Origin of the sequence: Pedobacter aquatilis (genome assembly GCF_030409415.1) — a bacterium.
Classification (GTDB): Bacteria; Bacteroidota; Bacteroidia; order Sphingobacteriales; family Sphingobacteriaceae; genus Pedobacter; species Pedobacter aquatilis.
Genome location: NZ_JAUFPW010000036.1, coordinates 142661 through 168849, shown reverse-complemented (window position 1 = coordinate 168849; position 26189 = coordinate 142661). Strand labels below are relative to the sequence as shown.

Below are 26189 nucleotides of genomic sequence, written 5' to 3'. Positions count from 1 at the left end.
TGCCATTCAGGACCTTATGGTTTGTGTACTTTCAGGTATTTTTTTAGGCGTATTCTTGCTTCATGTATCCGGGTTTTGACCGTGCCAATTGGTATATCTAATTTTTCTGCGATTTCTTCATATTTATAACCCTCGAAATATAGCGTAAAAGGAACACGATAAGATTCAGGGATAGAATTTAAAGCTTTACTAATATCAGTTAAAGCAAAACTGGTGATGGAGCTGTTGGTGCTAGCACTGTTGAGCAAGTGATTATACGTAATATCTTCTGCTGTAGTGATGAGGTTATCCTTCCTCTTCTTATTTCTGTAATCGTTAACAAAAGTATTACGCATGATAACGTAGAGCCAGCTTTTTAGGTTAGTATTGCTTTCAAACCTGTGACTAAAGCGGATGGCTTTTACTAAAGTATCTTGTACCAAATCTTTGGCATCATCTTCATCTTTAGTAAACTTTAGCGCATGTACAAATAGCTTTTCACTGGCCTTATTAACTTGGATTGCAAATTCTGCTTGATTCATGGATATGTTTTTAAGGTTTAATAAAGACAATCAAGATTCAAAATTGTTGTTCATGGAGCTCATTACAGTACATAATGCGTATTTATAACCAATAATTGTATTTGTATAGAAAAAGTGCATGGTAGGATTGTGGTTTATACGCTCTACCACTCAACTTTGCATGAATTAGCTGCATTCGACAAAACTTTATTGTGTCATGTGCGGTTATTAAATGAAAAGCCATTGCCATGAAAAGATACCTCCTTACCGGTTTCATTGCCCTCAGTGGGTTATCGACCATAGTTTATACCCCTAATGTTTTTGCGAATAAATCATTAATTGCAATGCAGAAGGATAGCTTAGCTGCTGCTGATGAACGCATTTTACAAGATGCTTACATTTATAGTAATCAAAGTTTATTAAGCGCCAAGCTGGCTATGCAACAGGGAAGCAGTAGAGATGTTAAGGCAATTAGTGCCGAATTGTTGCAGAAGCATATGCAGCTTACAGAAGCACTAAGAATGTTTGCGAAAAGTAAGCAGGTTAATTTGCCATTAACATTACCACAGGGTGGACAAAGACCGGATGGGCGGATTGATGCCGCACCAGAAAATCTAAGGGATACTTCTAGAATACAGGTTGCCGGTGGCGAGGCATTGGGTGGTAAGAAACAAGGCAATGCTAGTGCTGTTGATGGGGTTGAGGTTGGTGAAGAAGTATTGCGTCTAAAAAAATTAAGTGGAGATGCGTTTGATAAAGCCTATATTAAGAGTGCATTGAGTGCTCAGAATAATTTGTTGCGATTGTTTAAAAATGCTTCGGCTTCTGGTGATCAGCAAATTAAAAGTTTCGCATCTAAGTTTCAGTCTGTTGCAAAACAGATGGTAAGAAAGCTAGAGAAGTTAAATAAGTATCCTTAGGGTGAACCAGCTTAAAATTTAAAAATCAGTAAGGAAACTTTAAGCCTCCTAATTTATTTAAGAATTTTGAATACAAATTAACCCTGAGCTTTATTTTATACAATTTAAAACTCAGGGTTAATTTTATGGGTTAAATATCATTTGCTTCAGGCTGTAACCCTTCCGATTTACCGAAATTATTATCTTCAGGGGAGTCATCGGTTTTTTTCTTTAACTCATCCATATTAGTTTCGGCTCCATTAATTGCTTCATTGAGCCTGGTACCTTCACCATCTGCAAACTCCGTTTCTTGTGGCGTATAAGATGTGTCCTCATTTGCAGTTTCTCCCTGGTCGCCTTGCTTGTCTTCCTGTGGCGTTCTTCCTATCTGAAACTGTTCAGGGTTATTAATTTCTTCCTGCTTGTTTTCGCTGTTGTTTTCCATGATTATAGATTTAATTGTAAATGATAATTATACAACCCTGCGTATCTTTAAAAGGTTTTCCTTAATTTGATATCCTTCTGTCTTGGAATAATTAACCCACAGAAAATTGATACAATACGAAATGATTATCGAAATTAATCTATACATTCAGGTGATTCTCTTATTCCTAAATCAAACATTCTACCATCAAACTATTAATACCGAGCAGATTTTGGGATTTCTTAACCATATGTAGAAAATGATTTTACAATCAATGGCTATGGTAAATACCAAACACATTGCAGAAAGTGATAATGATAAAGCAAACCCAATCAAATATTCCAATACTATTTGATGGTTGTTCAATTCTGCATATGAACATAAATGGCCTTCACTTGTTATAAGTGAACTGATAGAAATAAATTAAAATACATGACACATTTTGATGCAATAATCATTGGCGCAGGGCAAGCAGGCGTTCCATTGGCAAAAAAACTTGCTTTGGCAGGCAAAAAAACGGCAATTATCGAGAAGCGCCTTGTTGGTGGAACTTGCATTAACGATGGCTGTACGCCTACAAAAGCCATGATAGCGTCTGCTAAGCAGGCTTATCAAGCAAATAAATCTTCGTCCCTTGGCGTTGAAATTGGTCCGGTCAAAATTAATTTCAAGAAAATAAAAAAGAGGAAAGATGATATTGTTGAGCAATTCCGAGGTTCAGCAGAAAAGGGCATTAAAGAAACCAAAGGTTTAAAACTTTTTATGGGTGAGGCCAGGTTTAGCGCTGAACAAGAATTAACCATTTTACTGAATGATGGAACTGAAAGTGTATTAACGGCCGATTGGATTTTTATCAATACAGGTGCTAAAACATTTATTCCAGATATTGAAGGCCTATCAGAAACAGATTTCTTAACCTCAACCTCAATTCTCGAATTAGAAAAAGTGCCCGAACATCTTGTTGTAATTGGCGGTAACTACATTGGGTTGGAATTTGGGCAAATGTTCAGTCGGTTTGGTAGCCAGGTAACCATTCTCGAAAAATCTGCTTCTATATTGGCTAAGGAAGATGAGGATGTTTCAAAAACAATGACAGAAATACTTGAAGCAGAAAAAATTGAAATTATAACAAAGGCTCAAATCAATAGCGTTTCCTCAAAGAATAAAAAGGAAATTAATGTCCATGTTACATCGGGGAAGAATACAAAGCATCTCAAGGCAAGTCATATTTTAGTTGCTGCAGGCAGGAGGCCTCAGACTGAAAACCTGAACCTTGCACTTAGCGGTATCAAAACTGATGAAAAAGGTTATATCGTGGTTAATGATAAATTGGAAACCAACGTTAAGGGTGTGTATGCACTTGGTGATGTTAAAGCCGGGCCTGCATTTACGCACATTGCATACAATGATTATACAATTGTTTATCGAAATTTAATGGAGGGCGAAAACTACAATGTAAAAGATAGGCCAATTCCGTATTGCATGTTTACTGATCCTCAATTGGGTAGGATAGGAATCTCGGAGCAGGAGGCTAAAGATGCAAAGTTGGATTACAAGGTAGCCGTGTTGCCAATGTCTTCAGTTGCAAGAGGAATTGAAACCGGAGATATACTTGGGATGATGAAAGCAGTTGTAGATGTTAAAAGCAAAAAAATACTCGGCGCAGCTATTATGGCTTCAGAAGGTGGGGAGATAATGTCTGTACTGCAAATGGCAATGGAGGGCGGTATAACTTATGATCGGATACGGTATTGTGTTTTCGCACATCCAACTTATTCCGAGTCGTTAAATAATCTTTTTATGAAGATTGAAGATTAATGATTGAGCTGATAAAGGTTAGTAAAAGTTATGGCGACAAAGTTGCTGTAAATGAGGTTTCATTTAAGGTAGAGAAAGGAGAAACCTTGATTTTACTTGGTACAAGTGGCTGCGGCAAAACCACTACACTTAAAATGATTAACCGATTGATTGAGCCAGATGCTGGACAAATTATCATTAATGGAGCAAAAATAACACAACAACAACCCGAAAAGCTAAGGAGAGGCATTGGCTATGTCATGCAAAATATCGGGCTGTTTCCGCATTATTCCATTGAAGAAAATATGGCCGTTGTGCCAAAATTATTAGGCTGGACTAAACAAAAAACTAAAAAACGTATCCATGAAATAATAGAGAAACTGCATTTACCTTCCAATATCTTAAATCGGTTTCCGGATGAGCTTAGTGGCGGGCAGCAGCAAAGGGTAGGACTTGCAAGAGCATTAATGGCAGACCCATCAATTCTATTGATGGATGAACCTTTTGGGGCACTTGATAATGTTACCAGAACCAGCATTCAACGCGAATTCAAAAATCTTGAAGCACTTAAGAAAAAAACAATTGTAATGGTAACGCATGATGTGTTGGAAGCCTTCGTACTAGCCGACAGAATTTGTTTAATGGATAAGGGGAAGGTTATGCAAATTGGCACGCCAAAGGAATTACTTTTTAATCCGGCGAACGATTTCTCCAGAAAGTTTTTGGATGGTCAGCGTTTGGCCTTAGCATTTCAGGTTATTCAATTTAGAGATTTTTGGTCTGTTTTGCCTGATGGTGATAAAAGTGATGGTAAAAGTTTAGCTGCAGACCTGAGCATTTGGGAAGCAATGGAAAAACTTAGCTCGGCGGACGGACAAACCATAAGTTTTCATAATGAATCGGGAGCAAAAAAAGTGGTCAGCTTTGAGGATCTAACCAAAGCCTTTAATCAGTATAAAATATCCAATAACTATGAATGAGCAACAAACTTTGTGGCAGTTCATGTCGATGGAGTCGGATAAATTGCTAAATCAAACCTTTCAACATATTGGATTAACCTTTATTTCCTTAATCTTGGCAATTGCGATTGGGCTACCGCTGGGTATTCTTATCGCAAGAAAACGCAAGCTATCTGGTACAATATTAGGAGTTGCAGGTGTTTTGCAAACTGTGCCAAGCATTGCATTATTAGGTTTTATGATTCCGGTTTTGGGTATTGGTGCAAAACCAGCAATTGTAGCTTTGCTCATTTATGCTTTGCTACCCATTATCCGTAACACTTATACTGGCATTATTGGTATCGATAAATATGTTACTGAAGCTGCAAAGGCTTTAGGCATGAGTAAAGCCCAGATATTATTTAAAGTTGAGCTGCCATTAGCGATGCCTGTTATCCTGGCCGGAATTCGTACAGCAACTGTAATTAACGTGGGTGTTGCAACCCTAGCTTCCTACATCGCCGCAGGCGGTTTAGGCGAATTTATTTTTGGTGGGATTTCCTTAAATAATACCAACATGATTTTAGCTGGTGCTATCCCTGCAGCTTTACTGGCCATTATATTGGATGCATTATTGTCCATCATCCAAAAATTAAACTTTAAAAAACTAAGAAAAGCTTTAGTTATATTTCCGCTGCTAATTATCATAGCGGCTGCTTTTTATATTTTGCCAACTTCAAATGGCTCTGATTTGAAAGCAGGTTTTACGCCAGAGTTTATGGGGCGGCAGGATGGAGATTTAGGGCTTAAATCTGCCTATGGATTGAAGATAAATACCGTCGTAATTAGCGATGCAGTTATGTATAAAGCTGCTTTTTCAAAAGAATTGGATGTAATCAGCGGTTATTCCACAGACGGACGCTTAAAAGCTTTCGGATTAAAGATATTGAAAGACGATAAAGGGATCTTTCCTCCATATTATGCAGCACCAATCGTATCGCTTTCATCATTAGAAAAGTTTCCTGGACTGGAAAAAACACTAAACCTTTTGGCTGGAAAAATTACAGATACTGTGATGACGGATTTAAATTACCGAACCGATTATCTGCACCAAACACCCGTAAGGGTTGCAAAGGATTTTCTGGTTAAACATGGTTTGTACAAAAGTGCAAAAAATGGTAGTGCTGGAACTATCAAAATTGGCTCAAAGATTTTCGGAGAACAATATATCCTTGCAGAAATCTATGCCATGCTGATCAAGGGAAATACAGATTATGCGGTAGAAACCAAAACCGGATTGGGCGGTACAAAAATCTGCTTCGATGCCTTGGTGAATAAACAAATTGATTTTTATCCTGAATACACCGGAACGGGTTTACTGGCCATTTTAAAACCTGATGCTAAATTAATTTCCAGAATTTCGACTGATAAAGAACAGACTTACAGGTATGTTAGTGATGAATTTATCCGTAAATATAAAATAAAATGGTTGAAGCCAATAGGTTTTAATAATTCTTATGCTTTAATGATGAGGGAAAAACAATCTGCCGAACTAAATGTTAATACCATAACAGACCTTAAGCACCATCTCGATAAAAATTAATGAATCTTGCTGAAAAATACCTGAGCATCCGCAAATACTCTGAGCAACTTTGTGAGCCTTTACAAACCGAAGATTATGTCGTTCAGCCTGTTGCAGATGTAAGTCCACCAAAATGGCATTTGGGCCATACCACCTGGTTTTACGAAACTTTTATTTTAAAACCTTTTGCTTTTGATTATCAGCTTTTCAACGAAGAATATAATTTCGTTTTCAATAGTTATTATGAAACTGTAGGCAATCGGGTCATTCGTACTGACAGGGGCAATTTAAGCAGACCAAGTGTTAAAGATATTTACCAGTACCGGGCTTATGTGGATGAAGCTATGGTTAAATTTTTATCCGCAGAAATAAAGGCAGAAGTTTATGATTTACTGGTACTTGGGTTTAACCACGAACAACAGCATCAGGAACTTTTGCAAACCGATATCAAATACATATTGGGCAATAATCCCTTATTTCCTGTCTATAGTGGTAGCAAATCAGAAATTTTAGATGGTATAAAATCTGGTGCCGAAATGATTAATATAGCGGGAGGTATTTATGATATAGGCCATAACGGGGAGGGTTTCAGTTTTGATAATGAGATTGGTAGGCATAAAGTTTACCTGAACGATTACACCATTAGCAATACGCTCGTGTCCAATCAAGAATTTTTGGAATTTGTATCTGATGGAGGCTATAAAAACTTTAATTTCTGGCATGCGGAAGGATGGGATTGGGTAAAAACAAATTCTATTACCGCACCAATGTATTGGCATAAAGTTGATGGAACATGGTTCAATTATACATTGCAGGGTTTAAAGCAAATAGACCCAAATCAACCTGTTACACACATAAGTTATTACGAGGCTTATGCTTATGCGGCCTGGAAGGGATTGCGTTTACCTACCGAATTTGAGTGGGAGGTTGCCGCAGAAAAATTCAAATGGGGCGAGCGTTGGGAATGGACGGAAAGTGCCTACCTGCCGTATCCCGGATTTAGTAAGGCACCAGGTGCCATTGGCGAGTACAATGGTAAATTTATGGTTAACCAAAAAGTATTGCGTGGCGCATCGGTTGCTACACCAAAGGCGCATAGCCGCATAACTTACCGAAATTTTTTTCATCCCCATTTAAGGTGGCAATACACTGGTATTCGCCTGGCTAAGTAAAATTTTACGATGATTTTAACTGAAAAAGTAAGCATAAAAAATGCACAGTTTCTTTACGAAACACTCCAAGGATTAAGCGAAACACCTAAGCGCATGCATTCTAAATATTTCTATGATGAAGCTGGCGACCAGATATTTCAGCAAATTATGGATATGGAAGAATATTACCTGACCGATTCGGAAATGGAAATTATGAAACTTCAGTCCAATGAAATTGCGGATACCATTGCGGGTGACGGGAGCGGATTCGATTTGATTGAACTAGGTGCTGGTGATGCTACAAAATCTATTCATTTGCTTAGCGCCTTAATGCAAAAAGATTGGAACTTTAAGTATTATCCAATCGATATATCTGCCCATGTAATTTCTGAACTGGAATTGAATTTACCAATTAGCTTACCAAATCTTGAGTTTGATGGCTTAAATGGTGATTATTTCGAAATGCTGAAAAGAGCGGCAGAAATTTCAAAAAGGAGGAAAGTCGTACTTTTTATGGGGGCTAATATTGGGAATATGACCGTTAACGAAGCTCAGCATTTCTGCATTAGTTTGAAACAACTTTTAGCTCCGCAGGATATTTTGATTATTGGTTTTGATTTAAAGAAAAACCCGAAGAAAATTCTTAATGCTTATAATGATAAAGCTGGTATTACCAAGTCATTTAACCTAAATTTATTGAATAGAATAAACCGTGAGCTTGACGGTGACTTCAATTTAGATGCTTTTGAACATTATGCCAGTTATAATCCAGAAACGGGTGAATGCAAAAGCTATATTATAAGTTTGAAAAATCAAAGTGTATCCATCGGAGATTCAATATTTCACTTTGAAAAGGATGAATACATTTTGATGGAGATTTCGCAGAAATATGCAAAACCAGAAATTGAAGAACTTGCAACAAGTTCTGGCTTTAAGGTTGCACAATATTTTACTGATACAAATCAGTATTTTGTAGATTCAGTATGGACGGTGAGCTAATCCAAAACTTTGAGTAAATGGTTTAAATCATCTTCAGTATTGTAAAAATGAAATGATATTCTGGTGCCTGCACCTCTTGGCGAAACCAGAATATTAGCTTGGTTCAAACGATTAACAAGCTCATGTTCGAGTGGTAAACTGATAATAGACGAATGTTCATTTCGTTCTACCATCCAATCCAAAAGCAAGCCTCTCTTATGTAATTCGATTCTTGCTTTCATAGTCAATTCTCCAATTTTTTTTTCAATATTTTCAAAGCCTACGGTATTTAAATAGTTTATGCCTTGATTCAGCGTCCCAAAGTTTAGGCTATCTAAATGACCAGGCTCTAAGCTAAGAGATAAATATTCACGTCCGGTTAATAAAGGCGAAATTGCTGCATTTGAATTCTTTCTGTTTTGATAAATGCTTTCTTTAGCGGCATCAGATAGGAAAATATAACCATTTCCATACCCGCCCAAAAGCCATTTGTAACCACTACCAATTAAAACATCCAGTCCTGATTCTTCGAAATTAAAAGCGGTAGTACCCAGAAATTGAGTGGCATCACCAACTAATAACAATTCAGGAAAATCTGACTTTAGTAACTTGATAAAATCACTCTGCATTCTGAGTCCGCTGATGTATTGAACCATGCTGAATGCAAAAATCGTCGGCTTAAATTTTTCAATAGATTCCAGAATATTTGCCTCCAGATTAGCGTCAATTTGTATCTCAAAGGTTTCAAATCCATGACTCATTATTGGATAGGTTAGGGATGGATAATCTTCCTTTAATAGCAGAATGCGATGGTTTCTATCCAGGCCATTTAAAATTGAATTAAATCCGCTTGAGAAATTCGTACTTAAAAAGGTGCATTCCTTTTTAACTTGGAAAAAATAAGATAGGTTTTTCCTGAGTGTTTCCATTACACTTAAGCTATCTGCCCTGAAAAGACTGCCGCCTTGTAAAAATTTTTCATCGTGTTTGCGACGCCATCCTGCAATTTCTAAGGAAAGCAAACCGGAGTTTGCAGTATTCAGATAAGTGTAGTTATTCAGGATAGGAAATTGCTCCTTGTAAGTCATGTTCAAAAATAATTAAATCCCGATACAAGTAGAATTACACCCAGAAGTTTCATGTCATTTTTTACAAACCTAAATACTCTTGGTTTGTTGTATGCTTATTTATCAGCTATAATATGGAAAGTAGAGACTTACTGATTGCCGAACTTAAGAAGTTGTTGGATGGTGGCACTGCACACGCGGGATTGAAGGATGCGGTGGCAGATATACCTTTTGAATTACTCGGGCAAAAACCACATGGTTTGCCTTATAGCATTTGGCAACTTACAGATCATATCAGAATAGCGCAATGGGATATGCTGGAATTTAGTAAGGATGGCAACCATGTTTCTCCTAAATGGCCTGATGAATATTGGGCGAAAGATGCTGCCCCAAGAAGCCAGGCGGAATGGGATGATTGTTTAAAGCAGATAAGGCATGATTTGGAAGCCTTTATCGAATTGCTTGAATCTAAAGATTTATTCGAGCGCATCCCTCACGGAAGCGGGCAAACCATTCTGCGGGAGGCTTTGCAAATTGCAGATCATAATGCTTATCATACTGCTGAAATTGTAGTTATCCGACGTTTGTTGGGCATCTGGAGATCATCATAACCCTAAATATATTATTATGTTAAAAGAATCACAAGTCTTTAGCTCTTTCGCCGTACAAGATATCGGGAAAGCAGCAGATTTTTATCGCAACGTTTTAGGATTAAGCGTTAAGGATAATCCAATGGGAATTATAGAGCTCGAAATTTCGGGCACATCAAATGTGGTGGTCTACCCAAAACCAGATCACCAGCCAGCTACATTTACTGTATTAAACTTTCCTGTTGAAAATCTTGAAAAAACGGTTGATGAGTTAATTGCCAAGGGTGTAGAATTTGAACAATACCATACTGAATATATAAAAACCGATGAAAAGGGTATTTCTCGCGGTAATGAAGGACCAAGTATTGCCTGGTTTACTGACCCTTCTGGAAATATCTTATCAGTTTTAGAGTATAATTCCTGACAATACATTAAAAAGCCCCTTGAGAGTGTTTCAAGGGGCGATTTTTATTAGTGGGCCCAGCTGGGCTCGAACCAGCGACCAAAAGATTATGAGTCTTCTACTCTAACCAACTGAGCTATAGGCCCTGAAAAAACGTGTTGTTTTTTGCGAGTGCAATGTTACAAATTTGCATTCAATTTTCGAAAAAGTTTTTCACTAATTTTTAGCCAAATAATTTTTGTAATTCATTTTCAGCCAATTGCTGTTTTTAAAAAAACAATAATGCCACAAAAATGATTATGCATATTGTAAAATAAATGTACATTTTTTATGGTTCTTAATTGCAAAACTAATTATTGTGAAAATTAGCTTAATTTTATACCAATAATGGAATTTTAATTGAGAATTTAAGCGCTCTTAATTTCAGATTTAATTTTTAGCATTACCCTCATGGATTATAAGCAACTACAAATTGATGTAGAAAAGCATATTAACGATTATTTCAATACTCATCACGATGATAGATTGGTTTATCACAATCTTGAACATACACATAGTGTTGTAAAGGCCGCACAACAAATCGCCAACCATTATCAGCTAAATGATGAAGATTTTTTCATTGTAACAGCTGCAGCTTGGTTTCATGATGCTGGTTATTTTGAAGATAATCTGCATCATGAAGTAAAGGGCGCAGAACTGGCAAATATTTTCCTCGAAAACGAAAATGTGAGCGAAGAGATTAGGCTCAAGGTCTCAAACGCAATCTTAAGTACAAAAATTCCTCAAAAGCCAACTAATTTAATTGAGGATATTTTATGTGATGCAGATTTGTTTCACCTTGGTTCTGAAGATTTTAGACAAAAAGGAAAGCTAATGCACAAAGAAGCCGAACTAATCTATAATAAAGATATTAGTAAAAAGGATTGGCGTGTAGACGACATTCGGTTTTTAGAATCTCATCAATACCAAACAGATTATGCGAAATTGCTTTTGAACGATCAGAAACAGCGTAACATCGATAAAATAAAAAGTAAACTATCAGCACAATCTACTCAAGTAAATTTTGTAGCGCCGGCTTTGCACACACATTTATCAGAAGAAATAGTTCAACCTAAAGATAAAAAGAAAGACAAAAAGGATGATAAGCCCGATAAAGGCATTGAAACTATGTTTAGGATAACCTCAGCAAATAACCAAAGACTAAGTGATATGGCCGATAATAAAGCTCATATATTAATCACTGTTAATTCGATTATGCTATCCTTGATTGTGAGTTTATTGCTTAACAAGTTAGATAACCATAGTAACTTAATTATCCCAACTTTTATATTGCTAATTGTAAGCTTAACCTGTGTTGTGGTCTCAATATTATCTACGCGTCCATCAATACCTCCTGGTGTTTTTACGCCCGAAGAAATGGATCAGAAAAAAGTGAATCTGCTCTTCTTTGGTAACTTCTATAAAATGTCATTACCAGATTATACTGACGGTATGGTTAAAGTTATGAACGATAAGGATTTCTTGTACGGAACATTAATAACAGATGTATATTCGCAAGGAGTTGTTTTAGGCAGAAAATATAAACTGATTCGCCTGGCTTACAATATTTTTATGTTTGGCTTAATTGCTGCGGTTCTTGCTTTTGTTGTTGCTTACGCTGCATACGGTAAACTTTAATGGATACAATAATTAAAAGCGAATTGTTTAACAGAGATTTAAGCTGGCTTAAGTTTAACGAACGGATTTTGATGGAAGCTGAACGCGAAAGCGTTCCCTTATTGGAAAGGATTAAATTTTTATCCATTTTTTCTTCAAATTTAGATGAATTTTACCGGGTGAGAATGCCTGTCTTATTGGCCTTCGAAAAATTAAGCAATAAAGAAGATAATGATATTCATATTAAGGCTGGTTTGGTTAAAACTGCCAATAAGTTAATTTCAGACCAACAGCAAAGATATGGTAAGGTTTTACAATTAGATATTATTCCGAAGCTTCAGGAACATAAAATCGAACTCATTTACGGTCATAATTTTCCAGGTGAGATTGAAAAGGAAATCAGAAGGTATTTTTTAAGTCAGGTTCTCGCATTTTTACAGCCTGTTTCTGTGCATGATGAAACAAGCTTTTTTCCATCAAATAACGATTTATATTTTTTAGTAACCACTCAAGAAGGCAATGTTCATAAAGCCTACATTTTAAATATACCTTCGGACGAGTTGCCTCGTTTTTATAAAATCGATAAAGAAGATAAAACATTTATTGTTTTTTTAGATGATATTGTTCGTTTTCATCTCGATGTAGTATTCAAAGATGTTGAAGTTACTGGATGTTTCAGCTTTAAAATTACCCGCGATGCAGAAATCGATTTAAAAGATGAATATTCTGGCAGTTTATCTGAGCAGTTGGAAATTCAACTTTCCAAACGCGATAATGGTTTAGCAACACGTTTCCTTCATCAACCTGGTATTCCGAAACATGTTATTAAGCTGCTTAAAAAAATTTTCAATTTAAAAAAAGCTAATCTTGTAGAAGGTGGGCAATACCACAATCTTAAAGATTTAATGTCCTTTCCGGTTAAAAGTGCAGAATTATCGAATAAGAACTGGTCAAAAATCTGCAATTCTGATTTAGTAGCAGGTTCGTTGATAGATGCAATTAATAAAAAAGACATTATCATTCACACTCCATATCAAAGCTACGATACAGTTTTAAGGTTTTTTAACGAAGCTGCAATTGATAAAGGCGTTAAGGAAATTTACCTAACGATATATCGGGTTGCTACAGATTCTAAAATTATCAACGCACTTATCAGCGCAGCTAAAAACGGCAAAAAGGTTTTTGTTTTGGTTGAATTAAAAGCCCGTTTTGATGAAGCGAATAATATAAAATGGGCCAAAGAAATGAAGGCTCAGGGTGTAGAAATTGTTTATAGTGTTACCGCCTTAAAAGTGCATGCAAAAGTAGCGCTTGTTAAAAAACAAATTGGCGATAGGATGCAATATACCGGTTTACTGGCCACAGGAAATTTTAACGAAAGTACAGCCGCATTTTATACCGATCATATTTTAATGACGGCTAATAAAGATATTTTACGAGAAATTGAACTCCTGTTTATTTTTTTAGCCAAAAGAGTTAAACCAGAAAAAAATGATTTTATAAATTTTAAGCACATTTTGGTCGCTCAATTTAATCTTCAACAGCAATTTTTAAATCTAATTAACAGGGAAATTGAATACGCAAAGGCTGGAAAAGATGCTCATATAACAATTAAGCTTAATAATTTAGAAGAGAAGACCTTAATTAATAAATTGTATGAAGCATCGCAAGCAGGGGTGAAGATTACATTGTTAGTTAGGAGTATTTGCAGATTAATTGCCGGTATTGTAGGCATGAGTGAAAATATTAAAGTGACCAGAATTGTAGATAGATATTTAGAACACGGTCGCGTATTTATTTTTAACAATTTAGGTAAACAAGATGTGTACTTAGGTTCTGCCGATTGGATGAACAGAAACATCTACAGACGAATTGAAGTTTGTTTTCCGGTTTATGATGAGGCAATCAAAGCAGAAATTATTGAAATCATCAGCATTCAAATACAAGATAATTTGCAGGCTGTTCATATTGATGATGAAATGAACAATATTCCAGTTAAAAAGGATGGAACGCTTATTGCGTCTCAATTCGAAATCTATAAATTTTTACAAAATCAATCTTAATTTTTATCTGATGAGAAATTATAAATATACCTTATTATCATTTTTTGCAGCATTATCAGTTGCCTTTTTTTGCATTTCATGTGTTAACGAAAAACATAAAGATGCCGAAACTGCCTCGGAAACTGAACAAACAAAAACGGATTTTCCTTACGATTTAAGTAATCCGATAAAACATAATATGCCGCAAAGTTTGTTTGAGATTTCTGGTATTGCGTTTAATAATGGTGACTCAAAACAGGTTTATGCCATTCAGGATGAGTATGGAGATTTATTTTATTTGAGCTTAGACGATAAGGAAGCAAAATCTACAAAATTTGGTGGTAAAGGCGATTATGAAGATTTAACGATATTAAAAAATCATTTTATCATATTAAAAAGTAATGGTGAGTTACATATTTTCCCTCAGTCAGAAATTGGTAAACCAGAAGTTGCTAATGTAAAAAAGGTTAAAGATTTATTACCAAAAGCCGAATATGAAGGTATTGCCGCCGATGGAGATAAAATTTATGTTTTAACGAAAGACAGCAAAAATGATGATAAAAATAAGGCAACCAGCATTTATGTATTTACGATGGCAGATGACGGTTCTTTAAAGGCCGATGGAGAATTTGGTTTACCTTACACTGAAATTGCAAAATTATCTGGTGCAAAAAAGGCAAATTTTAAACCTTCAGCATTGGCTAAAAATAAAAATACTAACGAATGGTATATTTTATCTTCTGTAAATAAAATGATTGTGATTACAGATGCCAATTTCAAAATAAAAAACACTGCTTCACTAAAAGGTGGCAACTTTAATCAACCAGAAGGAATTGCATTTGATAAGAATAATACTTTATATATTTCTAATGAGGGCGGAACATTATCAGCAGGAAATATCCTTGAATTTCAATTAAAGAAATAATTATAAAGTCGCTTCCTAACTAAAAAGCGGCTTATTATTTTTTATGTTATAGTTTTATAACAAACAAACTTTATGATCAGAAATCTTACCCTAAGCATATTATTCATTTTTACTGGGCTTATTTCATTTGCACAAAATGAAGTAAAGCATCGCATTATACTTTTTGGTGATGCTGGAGAAATGAATTCAGCGCAAACGCAGGATTTAAAGAATGCTGCCAAACAAATTATCCCAAAAAAAACGACTGTTTTATATTTAGGTGATAACATTTACCCGACCGGAATGGGCTTGCCAGGTAGTATAGAAGAAGAAGATACTAAGAAAATATTGCAATCGCAATTTATACCAATGCGAGAAAAAGGCGCTACAGTTTATTTTATTCCCGGTAACCACGATTGGGATAAATCTGGGCCAAAGGGCTTGGCAAAAATTAAGGCACAGGATGATTATTTGAAATTGCAGAATGATCCATTATTAAAGCTTATTCCGCAGAATGGCTGCCCAGATCCGGTTGCAATTAACTTAACTGATAAACTAACAATTATTGCTTATGATAGCGAATGGTGGCTTTTTCCATACAATAAATCAAACCCAAGCGGAGAGTGTGAATGTAGGACGAAAGATGAGGTAATCGTTAGAATGGAGGAATTGTTAGAGCGTAATAAAGATAAGGTGATTATTTTGGCCTCGCATCATCCATTTCAAAGTTACGGTCCGCACGGTGGCTACTTTAATTTAAGAAATCACTTATTTCCACTAACCTCTTTAAATAAAAACCTCTACATCCCAATGCCTGTTTTGGGTTCTGTTTATCCATTTTTGCGCTCAACTTTATTAAGTCCCGAAGATTTAAATCACCCGGCATATAAGGAAATGATAAAATCGGTAAACGGCGTATTTGGTGATTATAAAAATGTAACTTATGTTGCCGGCCACGAACATGGCTTGCAGTTAATAAAAAGCAAACAACTACAAATTGTCAGTGGTTCGGGTTCGAAAGTATCTCCAAATAAACAAGGAAAAAATTCATTATTTCATGAGATGCAGCAAGGCTATGTTGTTGCCGACCAGCTGATGAATAATGATATGCGGTACGAGTATTATATTTACGCTGATACTGGAGTTAAACGTGTTTACAGCTATACTAAAAAGTTTGAGGTGCTTACCGCCAAAGAGCGAAACAGGCTGAAGCCAATTATTGCAGATAGTATTACAATACGCATTAAACCTGAATACGATAGTGTTGGTCGTTTTCATCGATGGCTTTTTGGAGAGAATTTTCGTAAAGAATATGCAGCTAAAACTAAGGTTCCGGTTTTACGGATTTCTAAAATTGCAGGCGGTTTAAAAGCGACCCAAAGAGGTGGCGGAAATCAAAGCCGCTCGCTAAGGCTAGAGGATAAGAATGGCAAAGAATATGTATTACGAAGCGTAGAGAAATATCCAGAAGTTTTACTTCCAGCTGGCTTAAGAGAAACTTTCGCAAAAGATATCATTAAAGATAATATGTCGGCACAGCATCCATTTTCGGCTTTGGTTGTGCCTGAGTTGGCTAAAGCAGGTGGTATTTATCATACTAATCCTATTATTGGCTGGGTTTCACCCGATGATAATTTAGGCGAATACGAGTCTGTTTTTGCCAATACACTTTGTTTGCTGGAAGAAAGAGAACCAGTTGGCGAATCAGATAGCTCGCCAAAAATGGATAAGAAACTTACCGATGATAATGATAATAAGTTAAATGGTCCGGCTTGGGTAAAAGCAAGAGCGCTTGATGTACTTTTAGGCGATTGGGATAGACACGAAGACCAGTGGCGATGGAAAGAAACGAAAAAAGATGGTGATTCTTATTACACTCCAGTTCCAAGAGATAGAGACCAGGTTTTCTTCATGTCTGATGGAATAATACAGCGATTTACGCAAAGTTCTTCTTTGTTACCTATGATGCAGGGCTACGAAAGAGAGATAAAAGATATTAATTGGTTTTTATGGGAGGGCAGGGAAATTAGCAGCAGGTGGACAGCAAACATTGATGAAAAGGAATGGGATAAAATTGTAGCTGATTTCTGCGCTAATTATAACGATGATGTTTTCGAAAAAGCACTGAAAAAACTTCCTGAACCAAGTTATACATTACATCATGATGCTTTTTTAAATCAGCTGAGAGCACGAGTAAAAGCACTACCAAAATTGATGAATGATTATTACCATTTCTTTAATCGCATTGTTGATATTGAGGTAACCAATAAAAATGAAAAAATTGTAATTACTGATAATGGTGAAAAAGGTTTAAGGGTAAAAATCAATAAGATATCTAAAGAAGGTAATATTAAGGGCGAACTTTACGATAGAAAATTCGATCCGAAAGTTACAAAAGAGCTTCGCATTTATATGCATAATGGTCATGATAGTTTGTATTTGGATAACAAAACATCAGATATAAAGTTGCGTATAATTGGTGGCAAAGGCGATAAATTTTATGATTTTGCAAATAGTAATGGTCCTGTAAAATTGTATGGTCGTACCACAAAAGCAACTTATAGTGGTGGGGCTGAAAAAAAAATCAGTAAAATAATTTCAAATGATACATCAAATTTCAGTTACGTACCCAAAGATATGTACCGCAGAAGTTCGATAAACTTAAATGCAGGTTACAATAATGATGATGGTATTTTACTTGGTTTAATTTACAAACAAACCAACCCCGGTTTTAGGAAACAGCCTTACGGCAATTCTCAAACAATTTCTTTTCTGCATTCTTTTTCTACCAGAGCGTTTAGGTTTAATTACCGCGGAGAATGGATAAAAGCTTTAGGAGAAGGTGATTTTATTTTAAAGGCCGATGCTTTTGCGCCAAATAATACTCAAAACTTTTTCGGTTTAGGAAATGATACACACTTTGATGAACGTGGCGATGACATTCGTTATTACCGTTCGAGGTTTAATCTCTATCAAGTTGATCCATCCATCAGGTGGCGACGACCAAAATCTACTTTTAGCATTGGTCCATCATTTCAATACTATAAATTAGACCATGATGATAATATCGGACGATTTATAGAAAACACTGCCCAGCTGCATTCTTCTGATAGCTTGACGATTAAAAACGAAAAAATGTTTGCAGGGGCAATTGTAAACTTTACAAATAATACCAGGGATAATGATTTACTGCCAACCTTAGGTAGTTTTGTCGATTTTAAGCTAACGGGCTACAAGGGAATAAACAAATACTCTAATTCTTTCGGACAGTTTACGGCAAGTATTGCACTCTACAAAAATTTGGATGGAAGAAAGAATTTCATTCTTGCAGATAGATTTGGTGGCGGCATAACTGTTGGTAAACCTGCATTTTATCAGGCTCAATTTCTCGGCGGACAAGGGAATTTATTGGGTTTCCGTCAGTTTAGGTTTGCTGGCGAACACAGCTTCTACAACAATTTAGAATTAAGAGCCAAACTTGGCGATTTAGTAAGTTATATATTGCCGGGGCAAGTTGGCTTAATTGGTTTCTATGATGTTGGTCGCGTTTGGAAAAGGGGCGAAGCATCTCAAACCTGGCACCACGGTGTTGGAGGCGGAGCATATTTTGCACCTGCATCCTTAACTGTTTTGCGCTTTGTTATGGGGCATTCGGTTGATGGTTGGTATCCGTACGTTTCAATAAACTTTAGGTATTAATTTTTACAAAAACTGATTTTAAATATTTTGAAAAGCAGGTTTCTTCCGAGAATTTACGTTAGCCCTGCCTTTCCTACAATCTTTTTGTTGGCGGTTTTTACTTATTAAAGTTACTGCGGCAAAAAGTATTTTCGTACAGTCAGGTTTAAGTAGGGAAATTCTTCTAAAATATTTAAGTTTTCTGTTAAAGCGCCTTATTATGGTGTATTTTTTTTGCCAAAAGCTACACAAGTTCAAAATATTGAATTATTGGCAGTACTACAGCAAACAATGAATTACTGTATTTGTGCTTCTTGTAAAATTAAATTTTAAACTAAACTTTAATTTTATTCGTATATTAATATAAGTAAATGTAAAAATAGTATTACGTTTTGCAGACTATTTGTGGCTCAGGCTATTCGTATATTTGTAAAAGTTAATAAAAGTTTTACTCCAATTAAATTTACGTCTATAACAAACATATACTCATGAATACCAATGTAATTAAAATACATAAAAACGAATGCATTAATTGCCAGGTTAAATCCAACCTGTCGTTTAGGCCATTGGTAACCTATTTAAAAAACAGGCTTAAAACAGAAAAAACCGTTAAGTCGGAATTTTACAGGTTTTTGCTCGAAAAAATTGAAAAAGAAGATACCTTATTGAGCAATATTAGCGCTCAAGAGTTATCGAAACATAAAGAAACACTCGAATTAATTTTTACCATTTTAACACCGTTAATGGCTAATGAAAACGAGATGTTTTGGGCATTGAGTACGCCAGTTCCTGATGAAATATTCTTTAGCACCAATGCTTTTTATCAATTTTTCAAGGATCACGATCCAGCAAAAAAGGTTAGTAAAGATTCTGAATCATCAGAGAAAAAGCATTTAAAATTTGTTTACAATTTAATTTTAAACAGGTTTTATAATTTTTCTTCTGTATTAAAGAACGAGATTATTTATGCGCATGTAAATCCAGAAAATAATTTAACTTCTTACTACAATATTCAAAATGATACGCAATTTATCGATATCCAGTTTAAAGGTTCATTGCCAGAACTAAATTTTGAAGAATTGGCTCAGCACTTTCAGGAAGGTACTGAAATGGAATACCTTATTGATGCGCTTCCGTTAAAGAAATTTATTTTTGAAGGTTTCAGTGTAATTTCTATTACTGATGTTACCTTACACCACGCAATTGATGGTATCAGAGATGCTTTAGTTAATCATAATTACCAAACTGAATCTTACAACCACGTAATACAAGCCTTAAAAACGCTTAGTGGTAATGGAGATTTAGAATTTGGCTTAATGCCATTTCTGACCGTTAACAATAAGCTTGTTTTTGATGATCAGGAATTTTCTCAAAGTATGCTTATTAATTCTGCGAAGGCATCAAACTTAGAAGAAGAAGTTTTTTACTCACTTGTAGATAAGTATAAGGAAGATCCACGGCCAATTTTTGTGAGTTCGATTAATGAAAAACAAATGGAAAAAGACCCATTTTTGCGGGTTTTAAAGGAAGCAGGCGTTTGTTCTTATTCGGTTTTACCAGTTTACTATAACACGCAATTAGCTGGCGTTTTAGAAGTTTATTCTAGCAAAGAGGTTGCTTTAGATGATAAATTGTTATCAAGATTGCGCCCGGCGATGCCGTTAATTGGTCAACTTTTCCAATACAGTATAGAAGAATTTAATTCGAAGATGGATGCGGTTTTGATGGATAAATTTACTGCTTTACAACCATCCGTTCAGTGGAAGTTTAATGAGGCTGTTTGGGATTTCCTAAAGCAAAGTAAAGAGAATAAAAAGCTTAAACAGATGGAAACGGTTACGTTTAAAAATATGTATCCGTTATTTGGTGCTATTGATATTCGAAACTCGACCAACGAACGCAATGAAGCTTTAAAAGAAGACATGCATGTTCATTTATTGAACATTATAAAGACTTTGAAGAGCTTACGCAAATTTGTTTTCTTAGAATTAATTGATAAACTTATTTTTAACTGTAACGATTGGATTGTAAGAATCAGTAATGTTGCATCTAGCAACGAAGAGATGCTTTTAAATGAGTTTTTAGGCGTTGAAGTTTATCCATTCTTTACGGTAATAAAGCTAAATCACCCAGAAGCTGCCGAAATTGTTGACGATTATTTTGCAGAAATTCTTCCTGAAACGGGATTGGCATTTGAAAACAGAAGGAAATTAGAAACTTCTATGCAACGCATAAATATGGAAGTTAGCCAGTATTTAGAAACTGCACAACAAAACTTGCAAGCTTCATATCCTTGTTATTTTGCAAAATTCCGTACCGATGGTGTTGAATACGACATTTATATCGGTCAGGAGATTGCTCCAAATAAACCATTCGATTTACTTTATTTAAAAAATATTCGCTTATGGCAATTAACATCAATGGTAGAAATTGCCCGCCTTTCTAAAAGTTTAATTGGCGATATGCCTAGACCTTTAGAAACTACTCAGTTGTTGTTTATTCACTCAAATGCAATAGACATTAGTTTTAGAAACGATGAGCGTAGGTTTGACGTAGAGGGTGCGTATAACATTAGATATGAGGTTGTTAAGAAACGTATTGATAAAGTTTTGATTAAGGGAACTTCCGAGCGTTTAACACAGCCAAATAAAATTGCAATGGTGTATTTTAATGCCGATGAAGCTAAAGAATATGTAGAATACATTAAGTATCTACAAGATCAAGGTTATTTAAATGATGACTTAGAGAAACTTAATTTAGAAGAATTACAAGGTGTATCTGGTTTAAAAGCTTTAAGGGTTGGTGTTAAATATATTAGTAAAACCAAGCGCAAAGAAGCGGAAGATTCTAAAGCAAAAGATTTAAGCTTAAACTTAAATTAACAAAAAAGGCGAAGAGATAATCTCTTCGCCTTTTTGTGTTGTGTGTTTTTTGATTATTTGATAACTGCTACAGTTTCAGTAATTGCATTAGTTTCTTCTGCAGAACTGATATTCGTTTTTAATGCAGCAAATCTATCCATGGTTAATTTTTGTGTATCGCCCATAACTACGGTGTGATTATCGGTTGCACCGCTTAATTTTAAATCTGCATTATCTTTAATTACAGTATATAATCCTTCAGTATTAGAGTTAATTTCAGCGTGTGCATTTCCTTTTAAGAAAACCTGTAAAAATTTAACTTTAACTTTGCCTTCTGTTTTTACAATAACATTATCAGCAGCTTCAATTCTATAAATATCAGATACGTAAATTGTAATCTTACTAACATTTTTGTCTAGGGATATAATTCTTAAAAGATCACCTTCTTGTGTGATTTTGGCTGTGCCCAAATTATCTTCAGCATAGGCTACAGATTCATTTTGTCTTTGCACAATTTTAACTTCTACATTTCCTTTAATAGAAATTCTTTTAAACTTGATTGGTGCTGATACAGTTGTTGGTTTTTTTTCTGCTGCTGATACACTTGTAGAAAATGCTGCAGTTGTTAAAGTGATGGCCGATAATGAAACTGCGATTAGGGTTTTGATTGAGGTTTTCATAATGCTGTTATTTATAAATGATTATTATTTAGTGATTTATGTTTTCTAATGGTTTTGTAGATAAGACGCCACCAAGTGAAAAACGTTGCAGACAATGTTGCAGTTTTATACAAGCACTTGTAACTAATCGACCAACAGGTTAAAAAAACAGACGAACGACTAACAGATTAGTTAATTAGCAAACCGCAAAAGTTTTGCTTTACTAATTATTGTTTTTTATTTATATTTAAAACAAATTTATTCCAAACGATTTATGAAGAAAAAGGTTGTTCTGGTTCAGGATAATAAAGACATTCTAGATATAATGGATCAGGTTTTAGATGAAGAAGGCTTTGATGTCACTGCTTCATTAACAACCGAACCAATTGATAAAATAGAAGAAATAAAACCTGATATTGTGGTTATTGATGATCACATTAAAGGCACTAAAAAGGGTTCTAAAATAATTAAGGAGCTAAAATCAGACCCGGAAACGGAAGATATTTCTGCTGTATTAACTTCAACTTCTGAAAAACTACCTGAAATTGCAAAGGAAAGCAAGGCTGATGATTATATTCAAAAGCCTTTCGAAATTGATGACATGATTGAAGTGGTTAAAAAGAATGTTTAGTAAAGCTTTGGTTGGTATGTATTTGTATTAACCGTTGCTTTTAATTCATGTAATATTGTGTACAAACCAAAATTTGTGCGATTAACATAAATGAAATGTTTTACGCCGCGAGCTTGCTTAAATTCCGGCATTTTCGAAATCTTCTCGCCATAATTGTATAGTTTTTCAAAAAAATCATTTTGGCTAAAATCAAACACTGTATTGATGTATGGTTTAGCAAAAAGCTCAATCATTTCCTTATACGATTTATAGTAAAACTCAATTTGTGCTTCTGTATCCTCAGCATGAATCATATCCAACTTTCTAAAAGCATCTATTGTTTTAGCTTTATCGAGAATCACATCTGTTGAGATAAGCGAGAAAAAAGGAATATAAAAATCCAGTGGCATTTCCTTAATGCATCCAAAGTCAATTACACCAAGTTTTTCATCAGATGTAATAAGAAAGTTTCCTGGATGCGGATCTGCATGAACAGCTTTTAGTTCATGTTGTTGGAAATTATAGAAATCCCATAAAGCCTGACCGATTTTATTTTTTAATTCTTGAGATGGATTGGTTTTCAAAAACTCTTTTAAGTGCAAACCATCAATCCAATCCATAGAAATGATTCGTTTTCCAGATAATTCTGGGTAATATTTTGGAAATATAACATTATCTAAGTTTCTGCAAGCTTCAGAAAATTCAATAGAACGTTTAACTTCTAATTCATAGTCGGTTTCTTCCAATAAACGCTCTTCAACCTCTTTTATATAGATGTTTAGCTCTTTTTCCGACATTCCTAAAAGCCTGAAGGCAAAAGGCTTAACCAATTTTAAATCTGATGAAATGCTATCGCCAACACCAGGATATTGAATTTTAACAGCAAGTTTTTTTCCGTTTAATTTAGCCTGATGAACTTGGCCTATAGAAGCCGCATTTGTAGAAGTTAAATTAAAACTATCGTAAATTTTTTCTGGTGTTTTCCCGAAATTTTTAGTGAATGTTCTAACAATAAGCGGCCCAGAAAGTGGTGGAGCATTATATTGAGATTGCGTGAATTTATCTACATAAGATTTTGGCAGTATGTTTTTATCCATACTTAGCATTTGCGCAATCTTTAAAGCGCTCCCTTTCAGTTCGCTTAACGATTTATAGATATCTGTAGCATTATCTTCATTAAGCTCATCTCTATCCATTTCTGGATTAAAAAGCTTTTTTGAATAATGTTTAATGTAATTTCCACCAATTTGAAAACCTGTTTTAACAAATTTTGCAGAACGCTCTACCTTAGTTACCGGAATACTCTTTTGCTCTTTCATTTAAATATTAAAACCCATACGCTCTTTAAACTTCCCATTTCTACTCAAAAACTTTCCATACTCAAATAAATTATCAATAGGAGAGTGCTGAAAAAGATCGAAAGTTACATTAATGCCTTTTTCAATTGCTTCATCTGTTTTTTCAAAACTTTCGCTATCATCATTAATCCAAAAATTTAAAATAAACGCAAACTGAACCCATAGGGCATCTTTATAGCGTTTGCTGAAGAATTTACGTTCAGCTAGCTCTCCGTTTTCTAATCCTTCATTTATAATATCTTCGGCGAAATTCTCAAAAATTGGTCTAACACCAGCTAAAACGTTAGGTGTTCCTAGCTGTATCCCATAATTTTTTAAACTGTAGATTATAAAGCTTCTCTCATTCTTTAATTTTTCAACATAACTGTAGAAAAATGACAGCATTTTCTCTCTTGAAGAGTATTGATGCCAAACTTCCTGTTCCTTAATCTTACTAATGGTTTCAAAAGTTAATTCAAACCAAATATTCTTCTCAATACTTTCAAAAGAAGAATAAAACTGATAAAAATCAGCTTCTGTTATTTTTAACTTTTTTGCAAAAATGTAAACCGATTTTGGTTTTTCGTTGTTGCTTAAAACGTAATCTAAATATGCTTTTCGGATTTGCTCAGCAGTTGCCATATACCTGTTTTTTATAAATATAACGTTTAAAGTTTAATGATGTTTCTGTTCAATAGTATTTAAAAATCATGTTTTTGTAATAAATGCTTTCAAATATTTTGAAAGTTAATATTTAACTAAAATATTTAGTTTTTGTTAGTAATTAATTTTTATTTAAACTAAAAAATGTAGTATAATTGTGTGGTGTTAATTAAATTTAAGGTATGATTCAGGTAAACGATTTTTTGTATGGTAAGATAGATTTACCAGAAATTTTTGATAATTTATTGAATACCGAAGCTTTAAAACGATTGGCAGGTGTACATCAAAGTGGGGCTATCTATTTGGTTAACCCAGATATTTGTCATTCTAGGCTGGAGCATGCAATCGGGGTAATGATGTTAATTAGAAAGTTAGGTGGTTCGGAATTGGAGCAAATTGCGGGGCTTTTACATGATATTTCTCATACTGCATTTTCTCATGTTGGCGATTATGTTTTTGACAACACTGATGAAGATTATCACGAAAAGGTTTTTGCTGAAATTCTCTATAATTCAGAAATTCCTGACGTTTTACTTAAGTATGGCTACAATGCTAATCAGATTATTTATGGTGAGTTTAATATTTTAGAACAGCCATTACCATCACTTTGTGCAGATAGATTAGATTATACTTTAAGGGATAGTTTCTACGCTGGATTGATTTCCCGACAAAGAATTTTAACATTTTTAAAATCAATTGAATTAAAGGACGGTAAAATTGCAATAAACTCTGAAGATGAAGTTTTGTGGATAAATCAAATATTTAAAAGACTTAATGATGAAGTTTTTAACCTTCCGCTTTATTTATTTGCGAATGGAAAAATGGCAGAGCTTATTAAGTTTTTTTTAAAGAAAGGCATTTTAACTGAAAAAGATTTATTTAAAACCGATACACTTTTGCTAAATAAAATTAGAAGTAATTATTTCGGTTACGAAACTATAAAATCAATCAAGCAGCTAAAAGGATTTTCAGAATTTATTAGACATGGTGCCGTTCCAAAAGTAAAAACCAGGACATTAAATGCATTGCTTGTTTAATTGCTATTAATCAGCTTTGTTAATTTAAGTGTATATTCATTAAAAAATTAATATGTCGGCAATTGAAATTATACTAATCGGAGTTATTATTTTATTAATTTTCGGAGGAAAAAAAATCCCAGAACTTATGCGTGGGATTGGTAAAAGTGTTAAAGAATTTAAAAATGCCAAAGATGAACCTCCTGTAAAATAACAAAAACTTATTTTAGTAGATTATGTTTTATTAACAAACTTCAATCATGGTAAATCCTAAAAACGATTCTGCTAAAAATGAGCCTAATGATGGTTTAGATAAATGGAATAATAGGCTAGAAGAAAATTTAGAGCAACCAAACCATAACGATACATCCGCTGATGAAAATGCAAAAGAATTTTCGGAAAAGTTTAAAAACAAATCTCAAGATGATGAATAA

Annotated in this window: 23 protein-coding genes and 1 tRNA gene; 17 read left to right on the top strand and 7 right to left on the bottom strand. The window is 34.6% G+C overall.

Annotated features, from left to right (window positions below):
• Positions 1-14 precede the first annotated feature (14 nt).
• Positions 15-521, bottom strand: a complete 507-nt coding sequence (locus QWY86_RS19065; RefSeq protein ID WP_290244469.1) for an RNA polymerase sigma factor — start codon at positions 519-521, stop codon at positions 15-17.
• Between the two features lie 227 nt (positions 522-748).
• Here QWY86_RS19065 and QWY86_RS19060 point away from each other — a divergent pair, with 227 nt between their 5' ends.
• Positions 749-1420 (top strand): DUF4142 domain-containing protein, encoded by a 672-nt coding sequence (locus tag QWY86_RS19060; protein WP_290244468.1) that lies wholly within the window; start codon positions 749-751, stop codon positions 1418-1420.
• Between the two features lie 130 nt (positions 1421-1550).
• Here the strand turns inward: QWY86_RS19060 and QWY86_RS19055 are convergent, their stop codons facing one another.
• Entirely contained in the window at positions 1551-1844 is a 294-nt protein-coding gene (locus QWY86_RS19055) for a hypothetical protein (protein ID WP_290244465.1), read from the bottom strand.
• 411 nt (positions 1845-2255) lie between these two features.
• Here QWY86_RS19055 and QWY86_RS19050 point away from each other — a divergent pair, with 411 nt between their 5' ends.
• Genes QWY86_RS19050 through QWY86_RS19030 form a run of 5 tightly spaced genes read left to right on the top strand, consistent with a single transcriptional unit; the run spans position 2256 to position 8290 of the window.
• Positions 2256-3641 (top strand): mercuric reductase, encoded by a 1386-nt coding sequence (locus tag QWY86_RS19050; RefSeq protein ID WP_290244463.1) that lies wholly within the window; start codon positions 2256-2258, stop codon positions 3639-3641.
• Complete coding sequence (locus tag QWY86_RS19045; RefSeq protein WP_290244460.1) at positions 3641-4600, top strand: ABC transporter ATP-binding protein; 960 nt, start codon at positions 3641-3643, stop codon at positions 4598-4600. Before QWY86_RS19050 ends, QWY86_RS19045 begins: the two co-directional genes overlap by 1 nt.
• Complete coding sequence (locus tag QWY86_RS19040; protein WP_290244459.1) at positions 4593-6161, top strand: ABC transporter permease/substrate-binding protein; 1569 nt, start codon at positions 4593-4595, stop codon at positions 6159-6161. The genes QWY86_RS19045 and QWY86_RS19040 overlap by 8 nt, the downstream gene beginning before the upstream one ends.
• The gene (gene egtB / locus QWY86_RS19035) at positions 6161-7312 is read left to right on the top strand and encodes an ergothioneine biosynthesis protein EgtB (protein WP_290244457.1); all 1152 of its coding nucleotides are present in this window, start codon (positions 6161-6163) and stop codon (positions 7310-7312) included. The genes QWY86_RS19040 and egtB overlap by 1 nt, the downstream gene beginning before the upstream one ends.
• A 9-nt stretch (positions 7313-7321) precedes the next feature.
• Positions 7322-8290: an L-histidine N(alpha)-methyltransferase gene (locus tag QWY86_RS19030; protein ID WP_290244455.1), complete on the top strand. Its 969-nt coding sequence runs from the start codon at positions 7322-7324 to the stop codon at positions 8288-8290.
• Here the strand turns inward: QWY86_RS19030 and QWY86_RS19025 are convergent.
• Positions 8287-9357 carry an aminotransferase class V-fold PLP-dependent enzyme gene (locus QWY86_RS19025; RefSeq protein WP_290244453.1) on the bottom strand — a complete coding sequence of 357 codons (1071 nt, stop codon included), beginning with the start codon at positions 9355-9357 and terminating at the stop codon, positions 8287-8289. The two genes, QWY86_RS19030 and QWY86_RS19025, sit on opposite strands and share 4 nt — an antisense overlap.
• Positions 9358-9470: 113 nt before the next feature.
• On the opposite strand from QWY86_RS19025, the gene QWY86_RS19020 reads away from it, so the two are divergent.
• Both QWY86_RS19020 and QWY86_RS19015 read left to right on the top strand, forming a co-directional pair.
• Entirely contained in the window at positions 9471-9947 is a 477-nt protein-coding gene (locus QWY86_RS19020) for a DinB family protein (protein ID WP_290244452.1), read from the top strand.
• A 16-nt stretch (positions 9948-9963) separates the two neighbouring features.
• The gene (locus QWY86_RS19015) at positions 9964-10350 is read left to right on the top strand and encodes a VOC family protein (RefSeq protein WP_290244451.1); all 387 of its coding nucleotides are present in this window, start codon (positions 9964-9966) and stop codon (positions 10348-10350) included.
• A 51-nt stretch (positions 10351-10401) separates the two neighbouring features.
• On the opposite strand, the gene QWY86_RS19010 is transcribed toward QWY86_RS19015, so the two are convergent.
• A tRNA-Ile gene (locus QWY86_RS19010) sits at positions 10402-10475 on the bottom strand.
• A gap of 304 nt (positions 10476-10779) precedes the next feature.
• Here QWY86_RS19010 and QWY86_RS19005 point away from each other — a divergent pair.
• The 5 genes from QWY86_RS19005 (at position 10780) to QWY86_RS18985 (ending at position 21491) form a co-directional block, all read left to right on the top strand.
• Positions 10780-12006, top strand: a complete 1227-nt coding sequence (locus QWY86_RS19005) for a Pycsar system effector family protein (RefSeq protein WP_290244449.1) — start codon at positions 10780-10782, stop codon at positions 12004-12006.
• Positions 12006-14048: a polyphosphate kinase 1 gene (gene ppk1, locus QWY86_RS19000; RefSeq protein ID WP_290244447.1), complete on the top strand. Its 2043-nt coding sequence runs from the start codon at positions 12006-12008 to the stop codon at positions 14046-14048. Before QWY86_RS19005 ends, ppk1 begins: the two co-directional genes overlap by 1 nt.
• Positions 14049-14058: 10 nt before the next feature.
• Positions 14059-14952, top strand: a complete 894-nt coding sequence (locus QWY86_RS18995) for an SdiA-regulated domain-containing protein (RefSeq protein WP_290244446.1) — start codon at positions 14059-14061, stop codon at positions 14950-14952.
• 72 nt (positions 14953-15024) lie between these two features.
• Positions 15025-18630: a BamA/TamA family outer membrane protein gene (locus tag QWY86_RS18990; RefSeq protein WP_290244444.1), complete on the top strand. Its 3606-nt coding sequence runs from the start codon at positions 15025-15027 to the stop codon at positions 18628-18630.
• Between the two features lie 467 nt (positions 18631-19097).
• Positions 19098-21491 carry a GAF domain-containing protein gene (locus QWY86_RS18985; protein WP_290244442.1) on the top strand — a complete coding sequence of 798 codons (2394 nt, stop codon included), beginning with the start codon at positions 19098-19100 and terminating at the stop codon, positions 21489-21491.
• A 53-nt stretch (positions 21492-21544) separates the two neighbouring features.
• Here the strand turns inward: QWY86_RS18985 and QWY86_RS18980 are convergent, their stop codons facing one another.
• On the bottom strand, positions 21545-22150 hold the full coding sequence (locus QWY86_RS18980) for a GIN domain-containing protein (protein ID WP_290244440.1): 606 nt from the start codon (positions 22148-22150) through the stop codon (positions 21545-21547).
• A gap of 253 nt (positions 22151-22403) precedes the next feature.
• On the opposite strand from QWY86_RS18980, the gene QWY86_RS18975 reads away from it, so the two are divergent.
• The gene (locus QWY86_RS18975; RefSeq protein WP_290244439.1) at positions 22404-22760 is read left to right on the top strand and encodes a response regulator; all 357 of its coding nucleotides are present in this window, start codon (positions 22404-22406) and stop codon (positions 22758-22760) included.
• Here QWY86_RS18975 and QWY86_RS18970 read toward each other — a convergent pair.
• Both QWY86_RS18970 and QWY86_RS18965 read right to left on the bottom strand, forming a co-directional pair.
• Positions 22757-24058 carry an ABC1 kinase family protein gene (locus tag QWY86_RS18970; protein WP_290244437.1) on the bottom strand — a complete coding sequence of 434 codons (1302 nt, stop codon included), beginning with the start codon at positions 24056-24058 and terminating at the stop codon, positions 22757-22759. The genes QWY86_RS18975 and QWY86_RS18970 overlap by 4 nt on opposite strands.
• Positions 24059-24718 (bottom strand): TetR/AcrR family transcriptional regulator, encoded by a 660-nt coding sequence (locus QWY86_RS18965; protein WP_290244435.1) that lies wholly within the window; start codon positions 24716-24718, stop codon positions 24059-24061.
• A 203-nt stretch (positions 24719-24921) separates the two neighbouring features.
• Between QWY86_RS18965 and QWY86_RS18960 the strand changes: the two genes are divergently transcribed.
• From QWY86_RS18960 to QWY86_RS18950, 3 genes are read left to right on the top strand one after another with little or no spacing between them, the layout of a single operon-like run.
• Positions 24922-25776, top strand: coding sequence for an HD domain-containing protein (locus tag QWY86_RS18960; protein ID WP_290244434.1), 855 nt, complete (start codon positions 24922-24924; stop codon positions 25774-25776).
• Between the two features lie 52 nt (positions 25777-25828).
• On the top strand, positions 25829-25969 hold the full coding sequence (gene tatA, locus QWY86_RS18955) for a twin-arginine translocase TatA/TatE family subunit (protein WP_290244432.1): 141 nt from the start codon (positions 25829-25831) through the stop codon (positions 25967-25969).
• Positions 25970-26015: 46 nt separating this feature from the next.
• On the top strand, positions 26016-26189 hold the full coding sequence (locus QWY86_RS18950; protein ID WP_290244430.1) for a hypothetical protein: 174 nt from the start codon (positions 26016-26018) through the stop codon (positions 26187-26189).